The 23369-nt window shown below is 60.5% G+C and carries 22 protein-coding genes and 1 tRNA gene; 9 read left to right on the forward strand and 14 right to left on the reverse strand.

Going from position 1 to position 23369, the window contains the following annotated elements:
- The first annotated feature begins 54 nt into the window (after window positions 1–54).
- Window positions 55–2724 carry a glycosyltransferase gene (locus E0H22_RS14585; RefSeq protein WP_233021731.1) on the forward strand — a complete coding sequence of 890 codons (2670 nt, stop codon included), beginning with the start codon at window positions 55–57 and terminating at the stop codon, window positions 2722–2724.
- Between the two features lie 180 nt (window positions 2725–2904).
- Window positions 2905–2979, forward strand: a tRNA-Lys gene (locus E0H22_RS14590).
- 49 nt (window positions 2980–3028) lie between these two features.
- Here the strand turns inward: E0H22_RS14590 and E0H22_RS14595 are convergent.
- The 5 genes from E0H22_RS14595 to E0H22_RS14615 form a co-directional block, all read right to left on the reverse strand.
- On the reverse strand, window positions 3029–3325 hold the full coding sequence (locus E0H22_RS14595) for a DUF3325 domain-containing protein (RefSeq protein ID WP_233021732.1): 297 nt from the start codon (window positions 3323–3325) through the stop codon (window positions 3029–3031).
- Window positions 3322–4950, reverse strand: coding sequence for a PepSY-associated TM helix domain-containing protein (locus E0H22_RS14600; RefSeq protein ID WP_233021733.1), 1629 nt, complete (start codon window positions 4948–4950; stop codon window positions 3322–3324). Before E0H22_RS14600 ends, E0H22_RS14595 begins: the two co-directional genes overlap by 4 nt.
- A 13-nt stretch (window positions 4951–4963) precedes the next feature.
- Window positions 4964–5245 carry a DUF3649 domain-containing protein gene (locus tag E0H22_RS14605; protein ID WP_233021734.1) on the reverse strand — a complete coding sequence of 94 codons (282 nt, stop codon included), beginning with the start codon at window positions 5243–5245 and terminating at the stop codon, window positions 4964–4966.
- Entirely contained in the window at window positions 5242–5976 is a 735-nt protein-coding gene (locus tag E0H22_RS14610; protein WP_233021735.1) for a DUF4198 domain-containing protein, read from the reverse strand. The genes E0H22_RS14605 and E0H22_RS14610 overlap by 4 nt, the downstream gene beginning before the upstream one ends.
- 106 nt (window positions 5977–6082) lie before the next feature.
- Window positions 6083–8404 carry a TonB-dependent receptor gene (locus E0H22_RS14615; protein WP_233021736.1) on the reverse strand — a complete coding sequence of 774 codons (2322 nt, stop codon included), beginning with the start codon at window positions 8402–8404 and terminating at the stop codon, window positions 6083–6085.
- A gap of 371 nt (window positions 8405–8775) precedes the next feature.
- Between E0H22_RS14615 and E0H22_RS14620 the strand changes: the two genes are divergently transcribed.
- The 5 genes from E0H22_RS14620 to E0H22_RS14640 all read left to right on the forward strand — a co-directional run bounded on the left by E0H22_RS14620 (window position 8776) and on the right by E0H22_RS14640 (window position 13004).
- Window positions 8776–9363, forward strand: a complete 588-nt coding sequence (locus E0H22_RS14620; protein ID WP_233021737.1) for a formyltransferase family protein — start codon at window positions 8776–8778, stop codon at window positions 9361–9363.
- A 163-nt stretch (window positions 9364–9526) separates the two neighbouring features.
- Window positions 9527–9886, forward strand: a complete 360-nt coding sequence (locus tag E0H22_RS14625) for a hypothetical protein (protein ID WP_233021738.1) — start codon at window positions 9527–9529, stop codon at window positions 9884–9886.
- A 22-nt stretch (window positions 9887–9908) separates the two neighbouring features.
- The gene (locus tag E0H22_RS14630; protein WP_233021739.1) at window positions 9909–10406 is read left to right on the forward strand and encodes a hypothetical protein; all 498 of its coding nucleotides are present in this window, start codon (window positions 9909–9911) and stop codon (window positions 10404–10406) included.
- A 173-nt stretch (window positions 10407–10579) separates the two neighbouring features.
- Window positions 10580–11461, forward strand: a complete 882-nt coding sequence (locus E0H22_RS14635) for a DMT family transporter (protein WP_233021740.1) — start codon at window positions 10580–10582, stop codon at window positions 11459–11461.
- A gap of 118 nt (window positions 11462–11579) precedes the next feature.
- Window positions 11580–13004: a caspase family protein gene (locus E0H22_RS14640; protein ID WP_233021741.1), complete on the forward strand. Its 1425-nt coding sequence runs from the start codon at window positions 11580–11582 to the stop codon at window positions 13002–13004.
- Window positions 13005–13073: 69 nt separating this feature from the next.
- Here E0H22_RS14640 and E0H22_RS14645 read toward each other — a convergent pair whose 3' ends face one another.
- The gene (locus E0H22_RS14645; RefSeq protein WP_233021742.1) at window positions 13074–13304 is read right to left on the reverse strand and encodes a BrnA antitoxin family protein; all 231 of its coding nucleotides are present in this window, start codon (window positions 13302–13304) and stop codon (window positions 13074–13076) included.
- 346 nt (window positions 13305–13650) lie between these two features.
- Here E0H22_RS14645 and E0H22_RS14650 point away from each other — a divergent pair, with 346 nt between their 5' ends.
- Both E0H22_RS14650 and E0H22_RS14655 read left to right on the forward strand, forming a co-directional pair.
- The gene (locus tag E0H22_RS14650; RefSeq protein ID WP_233021743.1) at window positions 13651–13884 is read left to right on the forward strand and encodes a hypothetical protein; all 234 of its coding nucleotides are present in this window, start codon (window positions 13651–13653) and stop codon (window positions 13882–13884) included.
- A gap of 627 nt (window positions 13885–14511) precedes the next feature.
- The gene (locus E0H22_RS14655) at window positions 14512–14715 is read left to right on the forward strand and encodes a hypothetical protein (RefSeq protein WP_233021744.1); all 204 of its coding nucleotides are present in this window, start codon (window positions 14512–14514) and stop codon (window positions 14713–14715) included.
- A gap of 27 nt (window positions 14716–14742) precedes the next feature.
- On the opposite strand, the gene E0H22_RS14660 is transcribed toward E0H22_RS14655, so the two are convergent.
- From E0H22_RS14660 to E0H22_RS14695, 8 genes are all read right to left on the reverse strand, one after another.
- Window positions 14743–15234, reverse strand: a complete 492-nt coding sequence (locus tag E0H22_RS14660; RefSeq protein ID WP_233021745.1) for a MarR family winged helix-turn-helix transcriptional regulator — start codon at window positions 15232–15234, stop codon at window positions 14743–14745.
- 653 nt (window positions 15235–15887) lie between these two features.
- Entirely contained in the window at window positions 15888–16637 is a 750-nt protein-coding gene (locus E0H22_RS14665) for an SDR family NAD(P)-dependent oxidoreductase (protein ID WP_233021746.1), read from the reverse strand.
- On the reverse strand, window positions 16634–17503 hold the full coding sequence (locus E0H22_RS14670) for a fumarylacetoacetate hydrolase family protein (RefSeq protein ID WP_233021747.1): 870 nt from the start codon (window positions 17501–17503) through the stop codon (window positions 16634–16636). The genes E0H22_RS14665 and E0H22_RS14670 overlap by 4 nt, the downstream gene beginning before the upstream one ends.
- 22 nt (window positions 17504–17525) lie before the next feature.
- Window positions 17526–18311, reverse strand: coding sequence for a 2-keto-4-pentenoate hydratase (locus E0H22_RS14675; protein ID WP_233021748.1), 786 nt, complete (start codon window positions 18309–18311; stop codon window positions 17526–17528).
- Between the two features lie 7 nt (window positions 18312–18318).
- A complete protein-coding gene (locus E0H22_RS14680; RefSeq protein ID WP_233021749.1) occupies window positions 18319–19197 on the reverse strand; it encodes an alpha/beta fold hydrolase in 879 nt (292 codons plus the stop codon).
- Between the two features lie 26 nt (window positions 19198–19223).
- Window positions 19224–21041: an FAD-dependent monooxygenase gene (locus E0H22_RS14685; protein WP_233021750.1), complete on the reverse strand. Its 1818-nt coding sequence runs from the start codon at window positions 21039–21041 to the stop codon at window positions 19224–19226.
- A 41-nt stretch (window positions 21042–21082) separates the two neighbouring features.
- On the reverse strand, window positions 21083–22036 hold the full coding sequence (locus E0H22_RS14690) for a 3-carboxyethylcatechol 2,3-dioxygenase (RefSeq protein WP_233021751.1): 954 nt from the start codon (window positions 22034–22036) through the stop codon (window positions 21083–21085).
- A gap of 40 nt (window positions 22037–22076) precedes the next feature.
- Window positions 22077–23300, reverse strand: a complete 1224-nt coding sequence (locus E0H22_RS14695) for an ABC transporter substrate-binding protein (RefSeq protein WP_233021752.1) — start codon at window positions 23298–23300, stop codon at window positions 22077–22079.
- Window positions 23301–23369: the final 69 nt, after the last annotated feature.

The raw sequence follows: 23369 nt of genomic DNA on the forward strand, positions 1-23369 counted from the left end.
CTCGGGGACAGGTCCGTACCCCGGCCCGCTTCGCCCCGTTATGGTTTCGTCGCGATGCGCGCTGTCGTCGCCGTTATATTGCTCGTCACTGCCCTTCATGCCGGCCTCTGGGCGCTGCTGCGCGAAAAGCAGGAGGCCCCCGACTTCAAGGGCATTGTCCCCAGCTACTCCTATGCACCGTTCGAGGGCACGGGACATCCTGACGTCGACAACATCCCGACCGTCGAGAAAGTGCGCGCCGACCTCCGCAAGCTCGCGACCATGACGCGGGCGATCCGTCTTTATTCGTCCACCGGCGGCGTCGAGATCGTACCGGCCATCGCCAATGAATTCGGCCTCAAGGTCACGCTCGGCGTCTGGATCGACAAGAATGTCGACCGCAACGAGCGCGAAATCGCTTCCGCCGTCGATCTTGCCAAAAAGAACCCCAACGTCATCGGGATCGTGGTCGGCAACGAAGTGCTGTATCGCGACGAACTGAAGATCGACGAACTGGTCGAATATATCCGGAAAGTGAAACGCCAGGTCAGCGTGCCCGTGACGACCGGTGAAATCTGGAACATCTGGCGCGACAATCCGCAGCTTGCGTCATCGGTGGACTTCATCGCGGCGCATATCCTGCCATACTGGGAAAACTTCACCGATACGCAGGCGGTCGATCAGGCCGTCTATCTCTACGGCCTGCTTCGCGAAACCTTTCCGGGCAAGCGCATCGTGATCGCCGAATTCGGCTGGCCCAGCGAAGGCTACAATCTGCGCCGCGCCGAGCCCGGTCCGTTCAAGCAGGCGGTAGTGCTCCGGAACTTCGTCACCCGCGCCGAAGCGATCGGCATGGACTACAACATCGTCGAAGCCATCGACCAGCCCTGGAAATTCTTCGAAGGCGGCGTCGGCCCCTATTGGGGCGTGCTCAACGCCAACCGCGAACCGAAATTCTCCTGGACCGGTCCGGTCGTGAACCCGGACTACTGGAAGAATGCCAGCCTCGCTTTGCTTGTCGGTGTTCTGCTGTCGCTGCCGATTTTGCAGATCGTCGCCCCCACGGTGATGCAGGCGCTGGTCCTGTCCATTGCCGCCAACGCCGTCGGCGCCTGGGCAGCGACCATCTTCGCCTATCAGCAGACCCACTATTTCGTCTGGGGCTCGGCCTTCGCGCTCACCCTCGGCTGCATCCTGTTGATCCCGCTGATCCTGATCGCGCTTGCCCGCATCGAGGAAATTGCGGCCATCGCCTTCGGCAAGAAGCCGCTGCGCCTGCTGACGCCGGAGCGCAGCGCGGCATTGTTCGCCGCCGCGGAGGCCGAACAGAAATATCCGAAAGTCTCGATCCACATCCCGGCCTATCGCGAACAGCCGGAGATGCTGAAGCTGACGCTGGATGCGGTGGCGGCGCTCGATTACCCGAATTTCGAATGCGTGGTGATCATCAACAACACGCCTGATCCCGCCTACTGGCAGCCGATCCAGGATCACTGCCGCATGCTCGGCGAGCGCTTCATCTTCATCAATGCGGAGAAGGTCCAGGGTTTCAAGGCCGGCGCGCTGCGCATTGCCATGGACCGCACCGCGGCGGACGCCGAAGTGATCGGCGTGATCGACGCCGACTACGTGGTGACGCCGAACTGGCTGCGCGACCTCGTCCCAGCCTTCAACGATCCCCGCGTCGGCCTCGTGCAGGCGCCGCAGGATCATCGCGACGAAGATACGTCGCTGATGCACTACATCATGAACGGCGAATATGCCGGCTTCTTCGATATCGGCATGGTCCAGCGCAACGAGGCCAATGCCATCATCGTCCACGGCACCATGTGCCTGATCCGCCGCGAGGCGATGGACATGGCGGGCGGCTGGGCCGGCGACACCATTTGCGAGGATAGCGATCTCGGCCTCGCGATCATGCAGCATGGCTGGCTGACGCATTACACCAAGGAGCGTTACGGCTACGGCGTGCTGCCCGACACCTATGAGGCGTTCCGCAAGCAGCGCCATCGCTGGGCCTATGGCGGTTTCCAGATCATCAAGAAGCACTGGCGCCGCTTCCTGCCCGGCGCGAGCCGCATGACCCAGGATCAGAAGCGCGAATTCGGCATCGGCTGGCTGAACTGGCTCGGGGCCGAAAGCCTCGGCGTGGTGGTGGCGATCCTCAACATCGTCTGGGTGCCGATCATCGCCTTCGCCGGCATCGCCATTCCCGACAAGATCCTGACCCTGCCGATCATCGCATCCTTTGTGATCTCGCTGGCGCACTTCCTGATCCTGTATCGCCTGCGCGTGAAGATCGGCCTGTGGCAGATGCTCGGCGCCATGATCGCCGCGATGTCGGTGCAATGGACGGTGTCGCGGGCCGTCGCCGATGGCCTGATCAAGGACCACCTGCCCTTCACCGTCACCTCGAAGGGCGGCAAATCGCGGAGCTCGATCGAATTCCAGGCCTTCTGGGAAGCGGTCATCGGCGTGCTGCTGCTGATCAGTTCCGGCGTGCTGGTGTTCGCCAACAACGACAAGCAGGTCACGGAAATCTACATTTTCGCCGCCGTCCTGGTGCTGCAGAGCCTGCCGTTCCTGTCCGCCGTGGCGATCGCGATCCTGGAGAATTCCCGCGCCAACCGGTTCGAATGGTGGACAAACACAACGATCCGCACCGCTGAACTGATCGGCCTGCGTCCGGTGCAGATGCCCCAGCTCGACATGAACCGGCCTGAGGCCCAGCGCGAGGCGCGCTGACCGCAGGGCAGTTCATGTCCATAACCCGCAGGCTCGCCCTTGACCCCGGCGGGCCCGCCTTTTACACAGCCGGTCAACGCGACACGCTGCATTGCGGCCAATGTCGCGGCCGTGGCCGACCGGCCTTCCGCGCTCCTTGAGGGCGGAACTTCCGGCAAGCCTCTCTTCAGCGGCATCTTCGGGCGGGTAGCTCAGCGGTAGAGCATTCGACTTTTAATCGACTGGTCATGGGTTCGATCCCCATCCCGCCCACCACAACTTCATGAATTTCCGGACGAATTCCGCTACTCTAACTGGTAAAAACTTATCGGGGCCGCAGCCCTCGCCCCCGCGTTCGCCCATATCCGATCAGCGCACAGACAACGATGCCGGCGGCTAGGCTCGTATGGCCGCTGAACATCACGAGACCGAGACCCCACCCGTGCTGAGCGACAAGGATACCCAGCGCGCCCAGTAGCGCGGCGATACCGACGAGGCGCAACATCCGCGTCGTGGCGGATCGTAGCGTCCGGCCGAACAGATCGCGCTGCTGGCGGTTCGTGGCACCTGCCAATGCAGTGAAGCCGGCGACGCTCAGCAGGAAGGCAAAGAGATGGCTCACTCCGCCGCCCCGCCCGATGCGACGGCCACCGCTGGTTGCTGGTGCGCTTTGCGCCCGGCCAGCACCTTGACTTGATGTCGTGCGGTGCGGATCGCCAATACGGCATGCAGCGCGGCCAGCACCCAGCACATCAGATCAATGCCCGCGAACACCCAGTCGCCCTGCGCAAGGCTATGCCAGAGCGGACGCTGCGTCGTCATGGCGTTGAGCAGCGGCAGCAGGAACAGCAATGCCGACGCCGCCCAGAGCTGCTCGACCCAGGCGGCCTTCACTGGACGCGCAAGCGCATGCAGCAAAGCCGCGGCCCAGACCATGAAGAACAGATCGATCTCCCAGTTGGAACGCCCTGCCAGCGTGGTCGGCAGCAGGCGGTTGCCCCACATGAAGGCGGTCATAGCGATCGACAGGCCGGCGATGCTCGCAATGTTCAGCCGCTCCACGAGGCGGAAGCCGAAATAGGGACGCTGCGGATCGGGCAGCTTCTGCCTGCGCTTCACCGTCCACATCACGAGCCCCGTGCCGACCATGGCCGTGCCCGTGAAACTGACGATGAAGTAAAGCCAGCGGGTGACGGTGTCGCTGAAGCGCCCGAGATGCAGCGCATAGAGAACGCCGCGCGTCTCCGCCGCGGCTCCCACCTGGTCGCGGACCGACAGCAGTTTGCCGGTCGTTCCGTCGAATTCCATGTATTGCGGACTCATGGAGACGCGGCCGGAATCGCCGCGTATCGCGATCACGCGGGCTGCGGCATCGCCGGGATGCGTGGCATTGACGCGGCCGACATTATCGTGCCCCCAGCGTTCCTGCGCCTGACGCACCATGTCCGTGACCGATGCCAGCGGGACCTTCTGGCCGGTGGCCTTGCCCGGCTGCGCGAATGCGCTGATCTCCGCCTGCATCTGCTGACGCTCGGCCGTCGTCTTGATCGCCACCTGCCCGCCCCATGGCATGTACATCGCCATCAGCGTCACCAGGCCGGTATAAGTGATCATCGCATGGAACGGCAGGCCGAACACCGACAGCGCATTGTGGGCGTCGAGCCATGACCGCTGTCCCTTGCCCCAGCGGAAAGTGAAGAAGTCGACGAAGATCTTCTTGTGCGTGATGACGCCGCTGATGATGGCGATCAGCATGAACATCGCGGCGACGCCAGCGAGCCACCTGCCCCACAATACGGGCATGTAGTGGAACTGGAAATGAAAGCGGTAGAAGAAATCGCCGCCCAGCGTATCGCGTGCATTCACGCGCTCGCCCGTAGCCGGATCGAAATGGCCCTCGGCGAAGCCGCGTTGTCCGGGCTCGCGGGTCGTCGTACGCCAGAACGCATAGGCGCTGTTGTTGCGGGCATCGGGCAGACGAACGCTCCACTGCGAAGTGCCCGGCGCGATCCTGTCGAACGTATCGGCGACGCGCTGCGCCACCACGGCGGGATCGGGCAATTCGACGAGACGCGCCAGCTCCGGCCGCGCCCATTGCGACAGCTCGTCCTTGAAATAGGAGACGGTGCCGGTGAGGAACATCGCATAGAGCACCCATCCGAGCAGAAGGCCCACCCAGGTGTGCAGATCCGACATGCTCTGCCGGATGCCGCGACCTGCAACTTGCCGATCACTCTCCACCGTCATGCCGCGGACCTCGTCAGGAAACGGACCACGCCGCGAGCCCCAGCGGCACCGCGACAACGATCAGGCCGGTCCAGGCCTTCAACGCACTGCGGACCGCAAATACCCAGATCACGGCGACGGCATAGACAAGAAAACTCGCCAGCGTGCCGGCGATCACCGCCTGGACCTTGTCCATCGGCAATGCGAGCACGGCGATACTGCTCAGCGCAGCCAGTGCATAGCCACCGAACAGCGCAGCGACGATGCGCGAGATCAGCGGGCCGGTGGCAAGAAGGCGATGAACAAGGATGCTCATCTCGCCGGCGATGGCTTGGCTGCCGGGCCAGCAGGAATCGGAGCGAGACCGTTGGCGTTCAGATAGGTCACCGTGGTGGCGTAGCTCACCGCATCGTATTTCTCAGCGCCATTCGTCCCCGTACGTTCGCCTGCCGTGCGATCATTGAAACTGACCTCAGCCACGTAGGTGCCTTTCCAAGGCATGTCGAACTTCACCACGCCCTGCTCGTCAGTATGCGCTTCCTTCGACCATCCGGACTGCGTCACCAGCGTGACCTTGGTCTTGGCTTTGGGCTGCTCCTTGAAGAACAGTTTGAACTCGCCGTCCTGACCGGTCGGCACGAGGTCGAGAACGAGCTTCGGCCTCTGCGCGGCAAAGCCGGTGATGTAACGCGCAGCCGGATAGTACCAGCCAGTGATCTGCTTATCCTGCTGCTTGGTCGTATAGAGCGGATAGCTCGCATCCTCTGCCACGATGCTGTCGCCGGACGCTGCCTTGAACGGCAGCGTGAAGCCGCTTGCAGTCTTGGTCGCCTCCGCCTTCTGCTCACCTTTGGCAGACACGAGCGCCCCGGCCACCTTTACAAATTTGTCGAGCAGGCCCGGCGATGCCTCGCGTAGATTCTCGCCGAATTCGCCGAACCGCACGACAGCGTTCTGATCATCGGCTTGTTCGATCCAGATCTGGTGCGCCTGCGCGGAAGTCATAGCGCCAAGCATGGCGACAATGGCGATGGAGAACTTCTTCATAACGAACCTCGATTAAGCCTGACGAACACGCGGTCCGGCGCGGGTGACATCGCAATACGACATCATACGCGCCGGACGATCTTGCTTCCCGTATCGTTAAGACCGATCAGAAATCGAACGCAGCAGACAGGATATAAGTGCGCGGCGAACCGACCGTGACGAAGGTGCCAGTGGAGAGCCAATAATTTGCGCCGCCGACATTCTCGATATTCGCGCGGAAAGTAACCGGCTTGCCCGTGAGTGCCGTGGTCGTATAGCGCGCACCGATATCGACACGGGTCCAGTCGTCATAGCGCAGTAGATTGGCACTAGTGAGATAGGCGCCGGACGTGTAGATCACGCGGCCATTGAAGGCGAGCCCGGAGACCCACGGCGCATCCCAGTCAAGGCCAGCAGAGAACGTCTTGTCCGGCACGCCCGCGGCATCCTTACCGATTTCGGAAGCCGTCGAGGACTTCGTGATTTCCGGACGCAGGAACATCGCGCTGACCATGCCGCGCAAGCCAGGCGCTAACAAACCGTAAGCATTCAATTCCAAACCGCGGTTTCGTTGCTCACCATCATAGGCGCGAACGAAGGCGGGCGTCGTCACAAGATTCGGACGCATGATCTGGAACACCGCCGCGGTCGTGGTGATGGTACCCCAATCAACCTTCACGCCAGCTTCCTGTTGCTTCGACTTATAGGGCGCAAGTACTTCGCCCTGGTTCACGAAGCCCTGCCCAATTGGGACAACAGTTCCCTGACTCAATCCTTCAGCATAGTTCACATACAGTGAGACATTTTCCAAAGGCTTCACAACGAGGCCAGCAAGTGGCGTCGTCGCTGCAGCATCATAGGTTCCGGTCTGCGCGCCAGTGAGGTAGTTATACGAATCCTGCCTCACCATCTGGTGCCGCGCACCAATGGTTAGAAGAACACGTTCGTTGAGGACAGACAGCCTATCTGACACCGCAACGCTACTAAGCGTGATGTCAGAGCTTCGTCCTTGCGGCGGACGTCCCGCTGCAATGGTTGGCAGTGGCGACGGGTTGTAGATGTTAGACAGCACATAGGCCGGCGTTGGATTTTGCAGCGAGGTGACGTAGCCGTAGCCGGACTCCTGATTGAATCCGGTATAGGCGACGTTCACAGCATGACTGATGGGCCCGGTATTGAAGCGCGACCGGAGCCCCACATTGCCGCTGACTGCCTTGCTGTAAAAATCATAATAGGCGTTGTAGGCGGCGAACCGTCCGAACTGGTCCAAACCGGAGCTCACGCCGGCCACGCGCGAGTCAGCAAGATTTTGTGCGCCGTTGCCGTCGCGATAGCCAACACCGGCATAGGCGGTGAGCCAATCGGTGACATCGTATTCGAGCCCAGATGCGATGGTGTTGTCCCGCTGCACCAGATTGATGTTCGGATACCAGGTGCTACGCGAATCGGGCGGCGCAGGAATGAACGGCACTGTGGTCTGAATTGTCATCTGCGGACGAGAATTTTTGGTGTCGTCATTCTGCGAGATGGCATCAAAGGTCCAACGCAGCCGATCGCCGCGGTAGTCAAGCGACAGGGCAGCGAGACCCGACCGCCAGTTCCCCCCGTCGATGGACGCCTCGCCATTGCGACCGACGCCGTTGAAGCGAACGCCCCATTCGTTGTTATCGCCATAGCGCCGGCTGGCTTCGAGATGCACGCCGTAATTGCCAGCACTCATGAAGAAAGGCGTGATCCGCGCGAACGGCACATCGGTGGCGCGCTTGGTGACGATGTTGATGCTGCCACCAACACTGCCCCCTGGCGGCATACCGTTGACGAACGCGCCCGGCCCCTTGAGCAACTCGATGCGTTCAGTGATCTGAGCGGGGACGTGATTAGGAGCCGCTAGTCCATAGAGACCGTTGAGGCCGACGTCGCCGGGGCCGACCTGAAATCCACGGATCTGAAACGTATCGTCAAAACCGTTCGCCCCTTGGGTCACGCGAACTGACGCATCGTTGATCAGCGTATCGGCTGCGGTGCGCGCCTGCTGATTCTCGATCAGCTGGGAAGTGTAGTTCACCGTGCTGAAGGGCACATTCATCGCGCTCTGGCTGCCGAGCAGGCCGAGCGTGCCGCCGGTGGCAACCTGACCACCTGCATAGGCCGGCGCCGGCGCGCCGATGGTGCGGGTCGATCCGACCGTGGAGATCGGTATCATCGGCTGCTGCTCGACAGGCTGACGCCGCGCGACACGGGTCGCACGCTGAGGCGCTGTACGTGTGCGGACAGTGGCCGCAGGACGCGCGCGCTGCTGGGGCGCATCAATGGCAACCGGCGGCAGCACATTCGGCTGCGCGCTTTGCGCGTTCACTCGCGACGTTCCCGCGCCATTCAAACACAGCGCAACGACGCTCGTCGCTGCGCCGACAAACAGACGATTCTTATAGTTCTGATAGATGGTCACAAACGCCCCCAGTGACATGACTGGGGTGGGTGACTAGGTAATCGTCGGCACCGAGGCAACGAAACCGATTTAGAATCTATTGACGTACGGGAATAAGCACATCGCCGCTTGGCGCTGGAATCGCGTCTATTCCGAATGAATCACGAGAGGACACCGAACGAATTGCGACGCTTTGACACGCCTTGGTTTCGACTTTGCCTCGACCATCTCGGCAAGCTGGTGTTGTGACAACGACGACCTGCAAGTATCGCGTCAACCTGTGTCCAGCTGGAAAAGCCGCTTGCTTGCCAAGATATTGATCTTGCGTTGATGACAGAAACCCTGCCAAGACCGTCATCGACATACCCGCCTCTGACCACCGGACCACATCCATGCGAATTACTCTCGTCGGCTCCCGCCACTTTGGCGTCACCACGCTCGACATGCTCAAGAGCCACAAGGTGGAGATCGTCAGCGTCGTCGTCGCCGATGCCGAGGATCGTCTGGCTGCCGCGGCGAAGGCCGCAGGCATTCCGGTCACCGTTCAGGCGAATCCCAAGCTCGTTGTCGCCTCCGAAATTCCCGACGGCACCGACCTGATCATCACGGCTCACAGCCATGCCCGTATCGGCCAGGATGCGCTGGACAAGGCCAAACTCGGCGGCATCGGCTACCATCCCTCGTTGCTGCCCCGTCACCGGGGAATCGCAGCGGTGGAATGGACGATCAAGGAGGGCGATCCCATCGCCGGCGGTACCGTGTACCACCTGGCCGACGTCATGGATGGCGGCGCCATCGCCGCCCAGGAATTCTGTTTCGTGAGAAAAGGCGAAACCGCCCGTGAACTGTGGGAGCGCGCCCTCGCCCCGCTCGGCTACAAGCTGCTCGGTGAAGTCGTCGATTATGCTATTGCGAACAATAGCTTACCTGCCACCTATCAAGATGAGCAGTTCGCCACCAAGGCACCCAAGCTTCACTGATTTGTCGGACTGAACGAAAATATTACCTTCGGCCGGGAACGACCGCGGGGGAAGGTACGTTGCATCGACATAGGTGCTATGGCTTCATTGCGCGCCGCACAAACTTTGGACACATTAGGCTCCAATAACGCGGGTTATCACAATATCTCAAGGATTTGATTCAATGCGTTTCGACCGCATGCGCGTGTTCCTGTCCGCCTCCGTGCTGGCCGGTGCCACGTTTGCCGCCATTGCCCCCGCATCCGCCCAGCACCCTTATGATGGTCTTTGGAACGTCACCATTTTCACGCAGTCCGGCAGCTGCGACCGCACGGCCAGCTATCCGCTGACGGTGACCGATGGGCGGGTGTCCGCTCCCGGCGCCGAAGTCTCCGGCAAGATTGCAACCTCGGGCGTCGTCCGGGTTTCGATCGGCCCGGCATTCGCCAATGGCCAGCTCACCGGCAATGCCGGTTCCGGCAAATGGAATGGCGCTTCGAACGGCGTCCCCTGCAGCGGGCGTTGGGAAGCTTCTCGTCAATAAACCGCAGCCAGGAAACGCTCCTATGAAAGTCGCCTCGATCTTCCCGCGCGGTCTCGGCCGGACCGCTGTCGTTGCCGCCGCCCTCGCGGTGCCGCCGATCGCGGCTTTAGCACAGTCTGCGCCGTTTGCCGGCATGGCAGGCGTGTGGTCCGGTCAGGGCAACATCTCGCTCGACGGCGGCGCCAAGGAGCGGATCCGCTGCAAGGCCACCTATGCCGTCTCAAACGACGGCAACGGCCTGAACCAGTCCCTGCTCTGCGCCAGCGACAGCTACAAGTTCGAGCTGAAGAGCAATGTGCAGGCCAAGGGCCACCAGCTCACCGGTCAGTGGTCCGAGACCACCCGCAATGTCAGCGGCGAGCTGTCGGGCACCTCCAGCGCCGGCAAATTCAATGTCAATGTCTCGGCGCCTGGTTTCGACGCCAAGCTGACCCTGACCACCACAGGCAACAAACAGGCCGTCTCGATCTCGTCCGACGGCCAGTTCAAAGGTGTGAACATCACGCTGAATCGCAGCTGAGTTCACGCGTATACGAATTCGGGGCCCCGGCCGCGCGTGCGCTGCCGGGGTTTTGTTTTGCGCGCATCGCTGATGCGCCGTTTCCGTACGTTGCAAAGGGATAGCCTCGACGATACTGCATCCAAGGCGAACGCCGGACATAGCGGCGGGCCAAGCAGGAAACGTTCGCGTCCATGACTTCATACCCTCCGTCGATCTTTCGCGCCGCGCTATGGATGTCCGGCTGGCTGCTGCTGATGCTGTTCGTCGCCATCGGCGGACGCGAGACGCTGCGCGATCTCAACGTCTTTCAGGTCATGGAAATCCGCTCGCTGTTCGGCTTCGTCTTCCTGATCCCGATCATCCTGATGAACGACGGGTTCGGCACGATGCAGACGGCCCGCCCGCTCGCCCATGTCACACGCAACCTCGTACATTATGGAGCACAGCTCGGCTGGTTCTACGCACTGACGCTGATCCCGCTCAGCCAGCTTGTCTCCATCGAATTCACCATGCCGATCTGGATCGCCATCATGGCTGCGATCTTTCTCGGCGAACGTATCACGCCGTGGAAGGTGGTTGCCATCGTACTCGGCCTGATCGGCGTGATCGTCATCGTGCGCCCCGCCACCGGTGAGCTGAACGTCGGGCAATTGATCTCTCTCGCCTCGGCCTTCGGGTTCGGCATCTCCGTGACCTTGATCAAGTCGCTGACCCGCACCGACAGCGCGCTCAAGATCATCTTCTGGATGATCGTCGTACAATCCGTGGCCGGCCTCGTTCCCGCGATATCGGTCTGGCAGTGGCCATCCGCCTATGTGTGGTTCTGGCTGGTCGTGGTCGGATTCTGCGGTACGTTCTCTCATTTCTGCATGGCGCGCGCGATGCTCTATGCGGATGCGACAGTGGTGGTCCCGATGGACTTTCTGCGCGTACCGCTCAGCGCCACCATCGGATGGTTACTCTATTCCGAACAACTCGATATGCTCACGCTGCTCGGCGCCGCCCTCATTCTCGCCGGCAATGCTTTGAACCTGCGCGCTCCCGCGCCTGTTCCCCTGCGCACAAGCGCCTGAGTTCCATCTTCGATTTTATTCGCACAATGCGCGTACCGACATTTTAGCCGTTGCGCGTAGTTGGTAATTTGTCCCGAGCCAATCGGTCGCCGACCGGATTCGATGGGGGAGATTTGCCGTGCGCCAGCTCGTATTCGCTTTGTCCGCGCTGTCCGTCGTTTTTAGCGCCGATGCAGCGCTTGCCGATAAACGTGTCGCGTTCGTCGTCGGCAACGGCGCTTACAAGAACGTCGATCCGTTGCCGAACCCACCCATCGACGCCAAGGCGATGGCGAGCACGCTGCGCAATGTCGGCTTCGAGGTGATCGAGGGCTCCAACCTCACCCGCGACGGCATGACCGAGCGCCTGCTGGAATTCGGCCGCAAGGCGCAGGGCGCGGATGTCGCACTTTTCTTCTATGCCGGCCATGGCATCTCGGTGAACAACATCAACTACCTGCTGCCCATCGACGCCAATCTGAAATCGGAGATGGACGTCAAGCTCGGCGCAGCCATCAATGTCGAGACGACGCTCGAGCAGACCATGGGCGACGCCAAGGTCAAGTTGGTGTTCCTCGATGCCTGCCGCGACAATCCGTTCGCCGCCAAGATCCGCTCGAGCGGATCAGCCACGCGCAGCGTCGCGGTGTCGTCCGGCCTTGCCGAGATGAAGTCGGGCGAAGGCACGCTGATCGCCTTCGCCACCAGTCCCGGCCAGACCGCGCTCGACGGCAAGAGCGGCGGCAACAGCCCGTTCACGCGTGCGCTGCTGAACAACATCACCGCCCCCGGCGCCGAGATCCAGCAGGCCATGACCAAGGTCCGCGCGCAGGTGCAGGACGAGACCAACAAGGGCCAGCTGCCCTGGGGGCACACCAATCTGATCGGCGCCGTCTACCTCAATCCCGACATCCAGACGCAGGTTCAGGTTGCGGCCGCCAGCCCGACGGCGACCATGCCGGCGGCCGGCTCCGACGTCGAGCTCGAGTTCTGGCGCTCCATCAAGGATTCCAATCGTCCCGAAGAGCTCAACGCCTATATCACCATGTATCCGAACGGTCAGTTCAAGCCGCTTGCCCTCGCGCGCATCGCCGCGCTGCAGGAGGCCGGAACTGCGCCGCGCAACGCAGCGCCGGGCACCGACAAAGCCGTCTTCACCGAACAGTCCAACCAGCTCACCGAGGACAAGATTGGCCTCAATCAGGCCAAACGCCGCGATGTCCAGCGCCGCCTCAACGCCCTCGGCTTCGACACCAAGGCCACCGGCAGCTTCGATGCGGGCACGCGCGGCGTGATCACGCGCTGGCAGGCCGCACGCGGCTATCCGACCTCGGGTTATCTCAACAAGGCGCAGCACGTGGCCCTGCTTGCCGAACCCGTCACGCTGGCAGAGGAACCGGTCGTTGCCCCCGCTCCGAAGCCCGTGCGCCGTCAAGTGCAGCAGGCTTACGAAGAGGCACCGCCGGTCGCCCGGCGTCAGCCGGCTCCTGCTGCACCCGCGGTGGACCCCGCACTGCCCGGCCGCTTCATCGGCGGCGTCGTCGGCGGCTTCCTCAACCGCTAGGGCCGTCCACGCCGGCGTCCGGCCTGTCGAGAAGACCGGCGCTGGCGTTTTTCTTTGATCGGCCTCGTATTACTTGCCTGCGGCTTTGCGCAGCGCATCGTTAATGCGGTCCTGCCAACCGGGGCCGGATTCCTGAAAATATTCCAGAACATCCTGATCGATCCGCAGCGACACCAGTTCGCGGACACCGGGAACGGCTGCTTTCTTGACTGGTGCCTCGACCACGGGCGCGGTGGCCTTCTTGAAGGCCGCCTCGGCCTCGCTACGAGCATCCTTGGGGCGGCGTGGTGACTGGGCCATGACGGGCAATCCTTACACGGTGTGCTGTATTTTAAGAACTAAGACCAGGCTCAGATAATTACCAGCCGATAAGACGCATCGAGGCCGCTGCCGGACTGCCGCAATGAACGTATCGTCGTGCGTGATCCGGTCGGTAACAGAACCTGCAGATTTGAATGCTACATGATGAAGCCGTGGCACTGCGTCGCAACGGCCCGTCTCGGCTCACCGCTGCATCGCAAAAACGCGATTGGAATATCACCAGATCAACGCATTTGTGTTGCGACAAGGTCAAACAAATCGGTTCTGGTCGGGCAGATCAGGATAATCTCATCACGGATCAACTCAGATGGTGAAGGAGGTCTCGATGTCAGCATCCGCTGAAATCCGTACGACCAAGACGTCCCATCAGAAATCGCCGGGCTCGCCGCCGCGCGGGGTTGATCTCCCGACCTGCCCGGTCTGCGCGGACAGCATGATTGCCGCGGAGTCGTCGGCGTTCCTCGCCGACAACGTGGTCAGCTATCTGTGGACCTGCGACACCTGCGGCTACGGCTTCGTCACCAATCATACTGTGAAAAAGAAGGCCTCTGGTTGTTGATGCCGGCTAGTGTGTCCACCGCGGTTTTTCTTTGTCCACAAAATCACCTCTGGGATGTCCATTCGCTTGCCATCGACTACTTCACAGAAGCTAGTGCGGAATGCGCAGCGGGTACGTCAGAAAGTCAAACCCGCCGAAGCGGCGGGTTTACGAGCTCTATGAGTTCATTGTGAACGCGGATGTTCGTCCGATTTTTGCCGCCCGTCCTCGACACCTCTCTCCAATGCGCCGCGAGAATGTCGTCGGTGGGCGATAGCTGATCGATTCAGCGTTGGTCGCTGCACATGACCGTCCAGAACCAGGTGCGGCCCGACGAGGCACGTGCGCTCTACAAAACGCTTGAGAGCGAATTCAACCGCCGTGATGGCTCCGCAACCGGTTTCCTAGTTTGGGCATACATCGGGGTCCGTGGAAGCTCAGACGTCGCTTGCCGTTTTCTAACGACGACTAGGTTCACTGAATTAAAGCGCACCGAGAGGTGTACGGAATTGGACAGACACGCGTTCGTCAGTGGTTCAAAGCGTTCACCAAAACGGGCTATAGTAACGAGCGGAGTATGTGAGGGCTGGTAGCACGCTGGACTTCCGCGGCCTAATGGCGTTCGCACGGTATGACGAGTGCGAATTCGTGATGCGTACGATCCTGATCGACGATCAGGCGGAGAACCTGGCCTTCACACATTGCTCGTTCGAGGACTGCAACATTTCCGAGCTCCGGCCCGACGAGAACAGGGCATTCATAGCCGAAGACAATATCTTCAAACTCCCGATCGAGGACCGCAAGGCTGATTTCGACAAGCACCTCACGGAGGCTCTGTCGAGCCGACTTTGATTAACTCACCGGGGGCTACATCGCGTTTCAATCGATGTTCAATTCAGCAATGATAGCGACCTTCCGCATCTTCTTCTCGAGAGCGGAAATTCCATCTGCAAGTTCGGCGATCAATACCTCTCCGAGTTCGGCATGAACCAAAGCCTGCAGCCGATCTCGTTGCTTTGACGCTTGCTTCATCCGTTCGCGACAATCGTCCGTCAACGACAGTATCACGATCCGTCGGTCATCCCGCGACTGTTTCCTCTTAATCAGTCCCTCTGCCTGCAAGGTTCTAGTCTGAGACGAGACAAACGACGGATCGACGCACATCTTACTGGCAACGTCCTTGACCGAAATCCCGCAACCTCCGTTCATCGTTTCCAGTATTGTCAAAATCGCCCATTGCGGCCCGGATACGCCGACTTTCTGACCGAGCAGATCGCCGATCCTTGAGATCGATGCGTTGATCGATATGAGATTGAAAATCTCGTCAAATCCGTGGCTCACTGGCTCATTGTCTGGACTGGTTATTTGCATCTTGATAACGGTTGTCCTTCAGCAACTTGTTTCATGAACTCCGTGATAGGGGCGATCTATGACGGAGATGACGCCCTCGCCACGCCGCGTCCACCGACGAACGGGAATGTGCACCCGACCGGAGTAATGACTGCCGCGACCAGATACGCCATCGAATAATTCCCGAAGTATTGGCGTAGGTGGCCAATCAATGCTGGTCGTAGCGACGTTGAGAGTTGGATCACGGTGGCAGCCGTTCCGAAGACGGCCGCTATCTCGCTCTTCAACCTCGGTCTCACCATGGGACAAAAGACTGCTCGAGTGCGGAAGGACCTTGATGCTCGCGGCGTGAAACCAGCACAAGAACTGCTAGGATTCGATGCAATCCTCTACCGTAGGTCGGACATCAAATCCCTAGCATAGGGAGCATTGCAAACGTAAAGCTCCCTAATCAGGGAGCTTTTTAGGCCTCGCGTCGTCAAAATGGACACACTAGGCGTGTATCCACGGACAAATGGTCGGAATCCCGAAATGAAAAGTGCGGAAAATCAAGGTTTTGAGGTGTCCAGTGCACACACCTCGGTTTTCTCGACACCAGTTGTTGATCCTGGGCTAGTGTGTCCATCCCGCACTTTTGTGTCCAAAAATTCGTGATCTGGTTGACCATTGCTGTCTCAGTAAGTCGCCCGACCTCCCGAGAGATCGAAGACCGCTCCTGTACTGAAGGAACACTCCTCGCTGGTGAGCCAACACACCATGGACGCAACCTCCTCCAAGGTGCCGAACCGCCCTTGGGGAATCTTCGACAGCATGAAGTCGATATGTTGCTGGGTCATCTGATCAAACAGCGGGGTCTTGATCGCCGCCGGTGTCACGCAATTGACCCTGATGCCACTCTTGGCGGTTTCCTTGCCAAGTGACTTCGTCAAGCCGATCACGGCAGCCTTTGAAGCGCTATAGGCGGACGCATTCGGGTTGCCCTCCTTACCAGCGATCGATGCGATGTTGACGATACGCCCGTAGTCGTTCTTCTCCATCGCGCGAACCGCGGCACGATTGACGAAAAACGTGCCGTTGACATTGATGTCGAACACTCGCCGCCAGTCTTCCGCCGGATAGTCGCGCAGGGGCGTGTTCGGCCCCGTGATGCCCGCGCTGGACACGACGATATCAAGCTTCGCGCCCAAGGCGGCGATCGACCGCTTCATACCGACTTCGACATCCCGTTCAGACGAGATGTCGATCTTTTCTATATGTGCTCCGTCGAGTTCTGCTGCAGCCCGCTCAATGGCGTCACTGACATCCCACATCGCGACTTTTGCGCCTTCGGCAACGAGACGCCGCGCGACCTCCTTGCCAATTCCGGACGCCGCTCCGGTCACGATGGCGGTGCGGCCCGCGAACCTACGTTGCGCGAAATTCATCGAACCCCGGCTCCGTCCTTGGACCACGCGACCACCTTTTGACGCTGAACTCCGAGCTTCTCGATGCCAACGGTCATCGTGTCGCCGGGCTTCAGGTAGATCGGGGTGGGCTTGATGCCCATTCCGACACCCGGCGGGGTGCCGGTCGCAATCACATCGCCGGGCAAGAGCGTCATAAAGCGGCTGACATAGCTGACGATCTCGGCGCAATTGAAGATCATCGTGCGCGTATTGCCCATCTGCATACGGCGGTCATTCACGTCGAGCCACAGATCGAGCGCCTGTACGTCTCCTACCTCATCCTTGGTGACCAGCCATGGACCGACGGGACCGAAGGTGTCGCAACCCTTGCCTTTGTCCCAAGTGCCGCCGCGCTCCATCTGGTATTCGCGCTCACTGACATCGTTCACGACGCAGTATCCTGCCACGTAGGAGAGCGCATTCTCCGGCGGGACATAGGTCGCCTTGGTGCCAATGACGATGCCAAGCTCGACCTCCCAGTCGGATTTCTGCGAAGCTTGGGGGAGCATCACGTCGTCATTCGGTCCGGATAGTGAGGTAATTGCCTTCTGAAAGACGATGGGCTCCGACGGGACCGGAAGACCAGCCTCGGCCGCATGGTCGGAATAGTTGAGGCCGATCGCGACGAATTTGCCAATTCCGGAAATGGGAACGCCAAAGCGTTGAGGGCCTGTCACCTGCGGCAGGGCCGATATCGAGACTTCCGCGATCGCCTTCAAAGACGCCGGAGACAATGTCGCCGGACCAATATCCGGCACTACCGATGACAGGTCGCGCAGCACGCCGTCGTTGCCAACCAAGCCGGGCTTTTCCGCGCCCGGCTGTCCAAATCTCACAAGTTTCATGTGGCTCTCTTCTATTTTTCGATCAGGCGAAACGGGCGCTCACCGAGCCTAATCCCTCGATACTCGCCTGGAATACGTCGCCGGAATTCGCCGGAACCATTGGGCCAAGCGCTCCGGACAGAACGATGTCTCCTGCACGCAGCGGACGGCCTCGCTTTCCCAGTTCAGCAGCGAGCCATGCCACCGCATTAAGAGGGTTATCGAGACAGGCCGCGCCCTTGCCTTCCGACGCAACGTCGCCATTGCGCGTCATCTTCATCGTGACTTCGCGAAGGTTGAGGTCACCCAATGGGCGTTTGTCCTGTCCGAGAACGAACAGAGCCGACGAAGCATTGTCCGCGATCGTATCGTAAATCGAGATTTCCCAGTTGCGGATGCGGCTGCCGACGATCTCGAGTGCAGGCATCACGAATGCCGTTGCATCAAAAATCTCCTTTGCCGTCGGATTGGCACTGACGATGTCCCGTGCCATTTCGAACGCGACCTCTGCCTCGATCTTGGGCTGGAGCACCCGCCCCTTTGCGACCGGTTCGTCCTCCTGGACCTGCATATCCGCAAAGAGGATGCCAAAGTCAGGCCGATCGACGCCCAACTGCTTTTGCACGGCAGGCGAGGTCAGGCCGATCTTGCACCCGACGATACGGCGTCCTTCGGCCAGCCAATGCGACGTGTTGGCCTCCTGGATGGCGTATGCCGTGTCGATTTCCTGGAAGATCAGTTGCGTCCTGATCGGCGGGATCGGTTCTCCGGAATAGGCCTCCCGGATCGCTTTCGCGATGCCGTCGATGTTCTCTGCAACATTTGCCATATCAGCCTTACCCCTTCAGGAATTCGATGTGGATGCGATTGAACAGTTCGGCGTCCTCAAACTGGGGCCAGTGGCCGCATTCGTTCATGACGACATACTTGGCGCCCGGGATCATGTCCGCGATCTGCTTGCCCTCTTCCGGCGTTGCCGTGGGATCATGCGAGGTCCAGACCACCAGAGTCGGAGCCTTGATAGACTTGTACTGCTCGGCGGTGATCATGTTGGGGCGGCGGATTTCCATCTCCTGAAGGCACATGATGCGCTTCATGGTCTCGGAGAAGCCGGACTGGGAATAGATCGCCCGGCGTGTCTCGATGAGATCGTCCGAGACCATGCTCTTGTCGCACATCAAGAACTCAAGACGGGTCTTGATGCGCTCCCAGGTCGGGTCCGAGGCGGCCTCGTTTGACAGGGTCTTCAATCGCTCCATGACGTGCGGATGCGCGGTCCAGCCGCCCGCCGTGTTGAGTACGAGCTTTTCGACGACCTGTGGATGGTGAACCGCGAGATAGGTCGAGACCCAGCCGCCAAGAGACTCGCCGGTCAGCATCGCGCGATCCCGACCGAGGGTCTTCAGGACCGCTAGAATGTGTTCGGCGTAATCCTTGACCTGATAATTGATCGGCGGCTGATTGGTCCAACCATGACCGAGCATATCGATGGCGACAAACCAAAAATCCGCGTTGGCGTGCGGACCAAAATTACGCGAATACGCCTCGGCATGCCCGCCGACGCCGTGAAGCGCGAGAACTAGCGGCTTGGACGGATCGCCGGACTCGATGCATCGGGTCCGGATCCCGCCAGCGTCGATGAAGTGCTGCTTGAAGGAAACGCCCTTCAGATCGGCCCAGACGCTCGAGAAATTGTTCGGTCGTGTATTGCTCATAGGATTATCCGGTTGTCTTCGATTGGTTATGCGAACAGCGGGGCCTCCGTCTGCTCGCGGTATGGAGGCGCTGCATCGGCTTCGACATTGTTGAAGTCGTTGCGGGCGAGGATTTTCTGAAGTGCGTTGGCTAGCTTGTCGTACGCATCGCTGTCATCGCTCGCGGCGGCCGATTGACGCCAAGCAACGACGCCGTCCGGCCGCACAAGCACGGCGCCCGCTTCGTCGATCTCGCGGATCCGCTGCCATTCGCAGTAGAGATCCTGCTGGTCGGGCGTCCCGATAACCACCACTCGGAGGAAAGGCAGGTTCATCTGCTCGACGGCCTTCTTCCAGTTCTCGCCCGCGAGACCGGTCACGACCGCGAAAGAGCCCTTCCCCGTGACGTCCAACGTCGATTTACGTTTGCCGTCGACTCCAACGATCCATGCATGTGGGATTTTCGCACCGGGTCGCGTCGTAGCCTGATTGTAGAGACCTTGATCCCTGCGCCATACCTCGGGCTCGGCATTCGCATCGGCAAGGACAGCGCCGCTTTCGTAGCGCTGGTTCATCTCGGTGCCCTGCGCGTTGAATTCCGTCTGCTTGAGATCGAGTGCGTCCTGGACCGCTCGGCGGGCCGCAACACCCTCCGGGCCGGGATCCTGGAAGCGCGCGATGCCTGCGGCCACAGGGTTCGCAGCTTCCGGAACGCGGAAACACGCATTCAGCGGCGCATAGTCCATGCGAGACTGGTTGGCGCGCTTCACGATCTGCTCGCCAACAGGAGCGCGTTCTGCCGAATAGCTTTCGAGCAATGCAGGCCCCGCATATCCCTTGATGACGTATGCGAGCTTCCAAGCGAGGTTATGGCCGTCTTGAACGCAAGTGTTCATGCCGAGACCGCTCGATGGCGGATGGCGATGTACCGCATCACCGCCGCACAGAACCCTGCCCTTCGTGTATTCAGTCGCGTAAGCTTGGTTAACGTACCAAAGCGACGTCCGAACGATATCGATGTTGATCTTCGGGTCACCAATCAGGATTCGGATTTTCGAGATGATCGTGTCCGATGAAAGATCCGGCTCGCCCTTGTTGATGTCGAAGCCCCATCCTGCGATCCAACGTGTCCAGGGACGAACGGCTCGCAGGAGGCCCATTCCAATCTCACCGAAACTGGCATCCGGCGTCACGATCCAGTTGAGGATGCTCGGTCGATGGGCGCTGTACTTCGAGAGGTCGGCATCGAAGATCGTATAGACAGTGCCGGCACGCGCCATTTGCCCAATAATCGGCAGTCCAAGGTGTTCGACCACCGATGAACGAGCGCCATCGGCTCCGACCATGTATTTCGCCCGGATCGTGTATTCACGCCCGTCAAGGCGATCTCGCATCCGGGCCGTGACGCCGTTTTCGTCCTGCTCATGGCCGAGATATTCGGTGTTGAACGTAAACGTCGCACCTCGCTCGGCCGCCTTCTGCAGCAGGATCGGCTCAAGCAAGGGCTGAATGATATCGACCATGCCGCAAGGGCTGGCCTTCAGATAATCGCCCTTGCGGTCGTCGCCGGTGCCCCAGGTGCGCATCCGGATCAGTTCCGGACCCGCCAAGCTGGTCGCGAAGGTGGTGTCTCCCATCACGTCCCAGTGGCTCGCAAAGCGAGCGATCTCGTCATCGATGCCGAGATCGCGGAAGACTTCGTTCGCCCGCTGGTTGGTGATGTGGGCCCGCGGACTATCCGCGAGCCATGCAGAACGCGACACCATGTGCGCGCGCACGCCGTAAGTGGCGAGCCCGAGCGCCGTGGTGGCACCCATAGGACCAGAACCTATGATCAACACGTCCGTGTTGAAATCCGCACTCATTGGAGACCTCCTTCGATTTTATTGATTTGCGGAGACGCCCGTCAGCGGGCGGCCGTCTCCGATCCACGTGCGGCGATCATCGCCATGCCCGCGATCCAACCCGGGATCGCTTCGTAGAACTCGCGTTCAACCTTGTATTCGCCGGCGGCGGACAAGGCGCCGAATGCTGCGATCCAGGAAAGCACTTCGTTGGCTCCGCGTCCGGCGGCCTTACGGACTTCATCCGTGTCCAGCTTGTCGGCGGATACGAAATCACCCGAGCGAAGGATACGCATGAACTCTGCGTCCCATTCAGGATTGAGTGGCGCGCATGGGCCTTTCCCTGCCTCGGCGAGTACGCCCGCTTCGAGGACTTTCTCCTCGCGAGCTTTCTGAGCCTCAGGCGATTGATGCCGATTGTTGATCAGGCGCTCGCGCACCTCTGGCGTCGCAGTGCGGATGTCCGGAAGCGGCGGATCGTGCGACAGGCCGCCGGACGCCGCGAACAGCACACGTTTGCCGGATTTGGCGGCGAAACGGCCGACCGCCTCGCCGAGCATGCGGGTGCGGCGATAGGTCGGGAGCGGAGGGGCAGCACCGTTCACGAAAATCGGCAGAAGAGGGATCGAGCGGAAATTGCCGAACATCGCTTCCCACATCTGGACGAAGCCGTGATCGACGGGCATTCGATATGAGAGCGCGACGTCGAAATCAGCGGCACGGAGATAGTCGGTGAGTTCGAGAGCGGTATCTTCCGGAACGGGAAGCGGCCCGAGGCCGCCTCCCCAATCTCCAAGTGACTCCGCTCCCGCGCCAACACAGAATGCGGGCATCAAGTCGTAGAAGAATCCGTTGAAGTGGTCCGGCGCGAATTGAATGATGTAATCGGGATTGTAATCGCGGAGCCACGCTCCAAGATCCGAGAAGGCGTCCTTGACGCGCTGCTCGGTCTCTGTGGTCGCCGGACCGCGATACATCAACGGTGTGTGCGAAGCGCAAACAACAGCAAAAGACATCAGTTATCTCCTTGCATTGAATTTCTCATCAGCCGCTCGCTTACTTTTGGACGAGCGAGCACTCGCTCTCGGCAAGCGGCCGCGCCAGGGATTCTCCCGGCAAGGTCTGAAGCACGTTGTAAAGATCCCACTCGCCCTTCGGTTCGCCGGGCTTCTTGACCTGCAGGAGGTACATGTCGTGGATCATCTTGCGATCGGCGCGGATGTATCCGTCCTTGGCGAAGAAGTCGTTCACCTTCTGGGATTCCATCTGCTTCATGACAGTGTTGGCATCGTCCGTCCCCGTTGCCTTCACGGCCTTCAGGTAGTGAACGACCGAGGAATAGACGCCCGCATGAAATCCGCTCGGCATGATCTTCGCCTTTTCGAAGAACCGCTTCGCCCATGCGCGCGTCTCCTCGTTGCGATCCCAGTAAAACGGCGCAACCTCGTACGCGCCCTGAGCCGTCTTCACGCCGATGCCCTTCATGTCCTGCACGGTGGACTGCAGCGGCACGATCTTGGCGGTCGAATTGAGCCCGAATTCCTCGGCCTGCTTCATCGCCGTTTCGGTATCGCCGCTCGCGGATGCGATGGCGATGACATCCGCCTTCGTGCTTTGAGCGCGCAGCAGAACGGAAGAGAAATCGGAATTGCGCGATGGGAACACCGAGTTACCGAGGACCTCCCCACCGTTCTTCTTCACCTGCTCGATCGTGTCGCGCGTCAGTGCGTGCCCGTAGGCCTGATCAACAGTGAGGAAATACCACTTCTTGCCACCTGCGGCGGAGATTGCCTTGGCGGCGCCCTGCGCGAGACCATAGGTATCGACGGTCCATTGTACCGACAGCGGTGAGCAGGCCTTTCCAGAGAAGTCAGACGACGTGGATCCCGAAAGCAGCATGATCTTGCTCTTCTGCTTCGACAGGTTCTGCACGGCAAAGCCGATTGGCGAACCTTGCATATCCGCAACGGCATCGACGCCTTCCACGTCGAACCAGCGGCCGGCGATCGCCATTCCGGCGTCGGGCTTACCCTGATGGTCGGCCGACACGACCTCGACCTTGAGACCATTCGCGGCATCCTCGGCCGCCATCTGCGCGGCGATGACGGATCCCATGCCGTTGGAGCTCGATGCCGGACCGCTGAGGTCGGTAAGGACGCCGATCTTGACGGTCCCATTGCTAATGCCGCCAGCCGTCTCCGCTGACTGCGCCCACGTCATGGTCGTCAGAGCCGTGGAAACGAGAAGGGTGGATGCGAGCGCGACGCTACGAATGAACATGGTCTCCTCCATTGATTTTTATATGTCCGTTCGCATTGACGGATGACGCGGAGGACTGCCATCTCTATT

The organism is Rhodopseudomonas boonkerdii (genome assembly GCF_021184025.1).
Taxonomy (GTDB): domain Bacteria; phylum Pseudomonadota; class Alphaproteobacteria; order Rhizobiales; family Xanthobacteraceae; genus Tardiphaga; species Tardiphaga boonkerdii.

Excerpts from the sequence above, each read along its gene's own strand:
- E0H22_RS14585 (WP_233021731.1), top strand. The coding sequence starts at position 55 with ATGCGCGCTGTCGTCGCCGTTATATTGCTCGTCACTGCCCTTCATGCC.
- E0H22_RS14600 (WP_233021733.1), bottom strand. The coding sequence starts at position 4,950 with ATGACGGTGGAGAGTGATCGGCAAGTTGCAGGTCGCGGCATCCGGCAG.
- E0H22_RS14605 (WP_233021734.1), bottom strand. The coding sequence starts at position 5,245 with ATGAGCATCCTTGTTCATCGCCTTCTTGCCACCGGCCCGCTGATCTCG.
- E0H22_RS14610 (WP_233021735.1), bottom strand. The coding sequence starts at position 5,976 with ATGAAGAAGTTCTCCATCGCCATTGTCGCCATGCTTGGCGCTATGACT.
- E0H22_RS14620 (WP_233021737.1), top strand. The coding sequence starts at position 8,776 with ATGCGAATTACTCTCGTCGGCTCCCGCCACTTTGGCGTCACCACGCTC.
- E0H22_RS14625 (WP_233021738.1), top strand. The coding sequence starts at position 9,527 with ATGCGTTTCGACCGCATGCGCGTGTTCCTGTCCGCCTCCGTGCTGGCC.
- E0H22_RS14630 (WP_233021739.1), top strand. The coding sequence starts at position 9,909 with ATGAAAGTCGCCTCGATCTTCCCGCGCGGTCTCGGCCGGACCGCTGTC.
- E0H22_RS14635 (WP_233021740.1), top strand. The coding sequence starts at position 10,580 with ATGACTTCATACCCTCCGTCGATCTTTCGCGCCGCGCTATGGATGTCC.
- E0H22_RS14645 (WP_233021742.1), bottom strand. The coding sequence starts at position 13,304 with ATGGCCCAGTCACCACGCCGCCCCAAGGATGCTCGTAGCGAGGCCGAG.
- E0H22_RS14650 (WP_233021743.1), top strand. The coding sequence starts at position 13,651 with ATGTCAGCATCCGCTGAAATCCGTACGACCAAGACGTCCCATCAGAAA.
- E0H22_RS14660 (WP_233021745.1), bottom strand. The coding sequence starts at position 15,234 with ATGCAAATAACCAGTCCAGACAATGAGCCAGTGAGCCACGGATTTGAC.
- E0H22_RS14665 (WP_233021746.1), bottom strand. The coding sequence starts at position 16,637 with ATGAATTTCGCGCAACGTAGGTTCGCGGGCCGCACCGCCATCGTGACC.
- E0H22_RS14670 (WP_233021747.1), bottom strand. The coding sequence starts at position 17,503 with ATGAAACTTGTGAGATTTGGACAGCCGGGCGCGGAAAAGCCCGGCTTG.
- E0H22_RS14675 (WP_233021748.1), bottom strand. The coding sequence starts at position 18,311 with ATGGCAAATGTTGCAGAGAACATCGACGGCATCGCGAAAGCGATCCGG.
- E0H22_RS14680 (WP_233021749.1), bottom strand. The coding sequence starts at position 19,197 with ATGAGCAATACACGACCGAACAATTTCTCGAGCGTCTGGGCCGATCTG.
- E0H22_RS14685 (WP_233021750.1), bottom strand. The coding sequence starts at position 21,041 with ATGAGTGCGGATTTCAACACGGACGTGTTGATCATAGGTTCTGGTCCT.
- E0H22_RS14690 (WP_233021751.1), bottom strand. The coding sequence starts at position 22,036 with ATGTCTTTTGCTGTTGTTTGCGCTTCGCACACACCGTTGATGTATCGC.
- E0H22_RS14695 (WP_233021752.1), bottom strand. The coding sequence starts at position 23,300 with ATGTTCATTCGTAGCGTCGCGCTCGCATCCACCCTTCTCGTTTCCACG.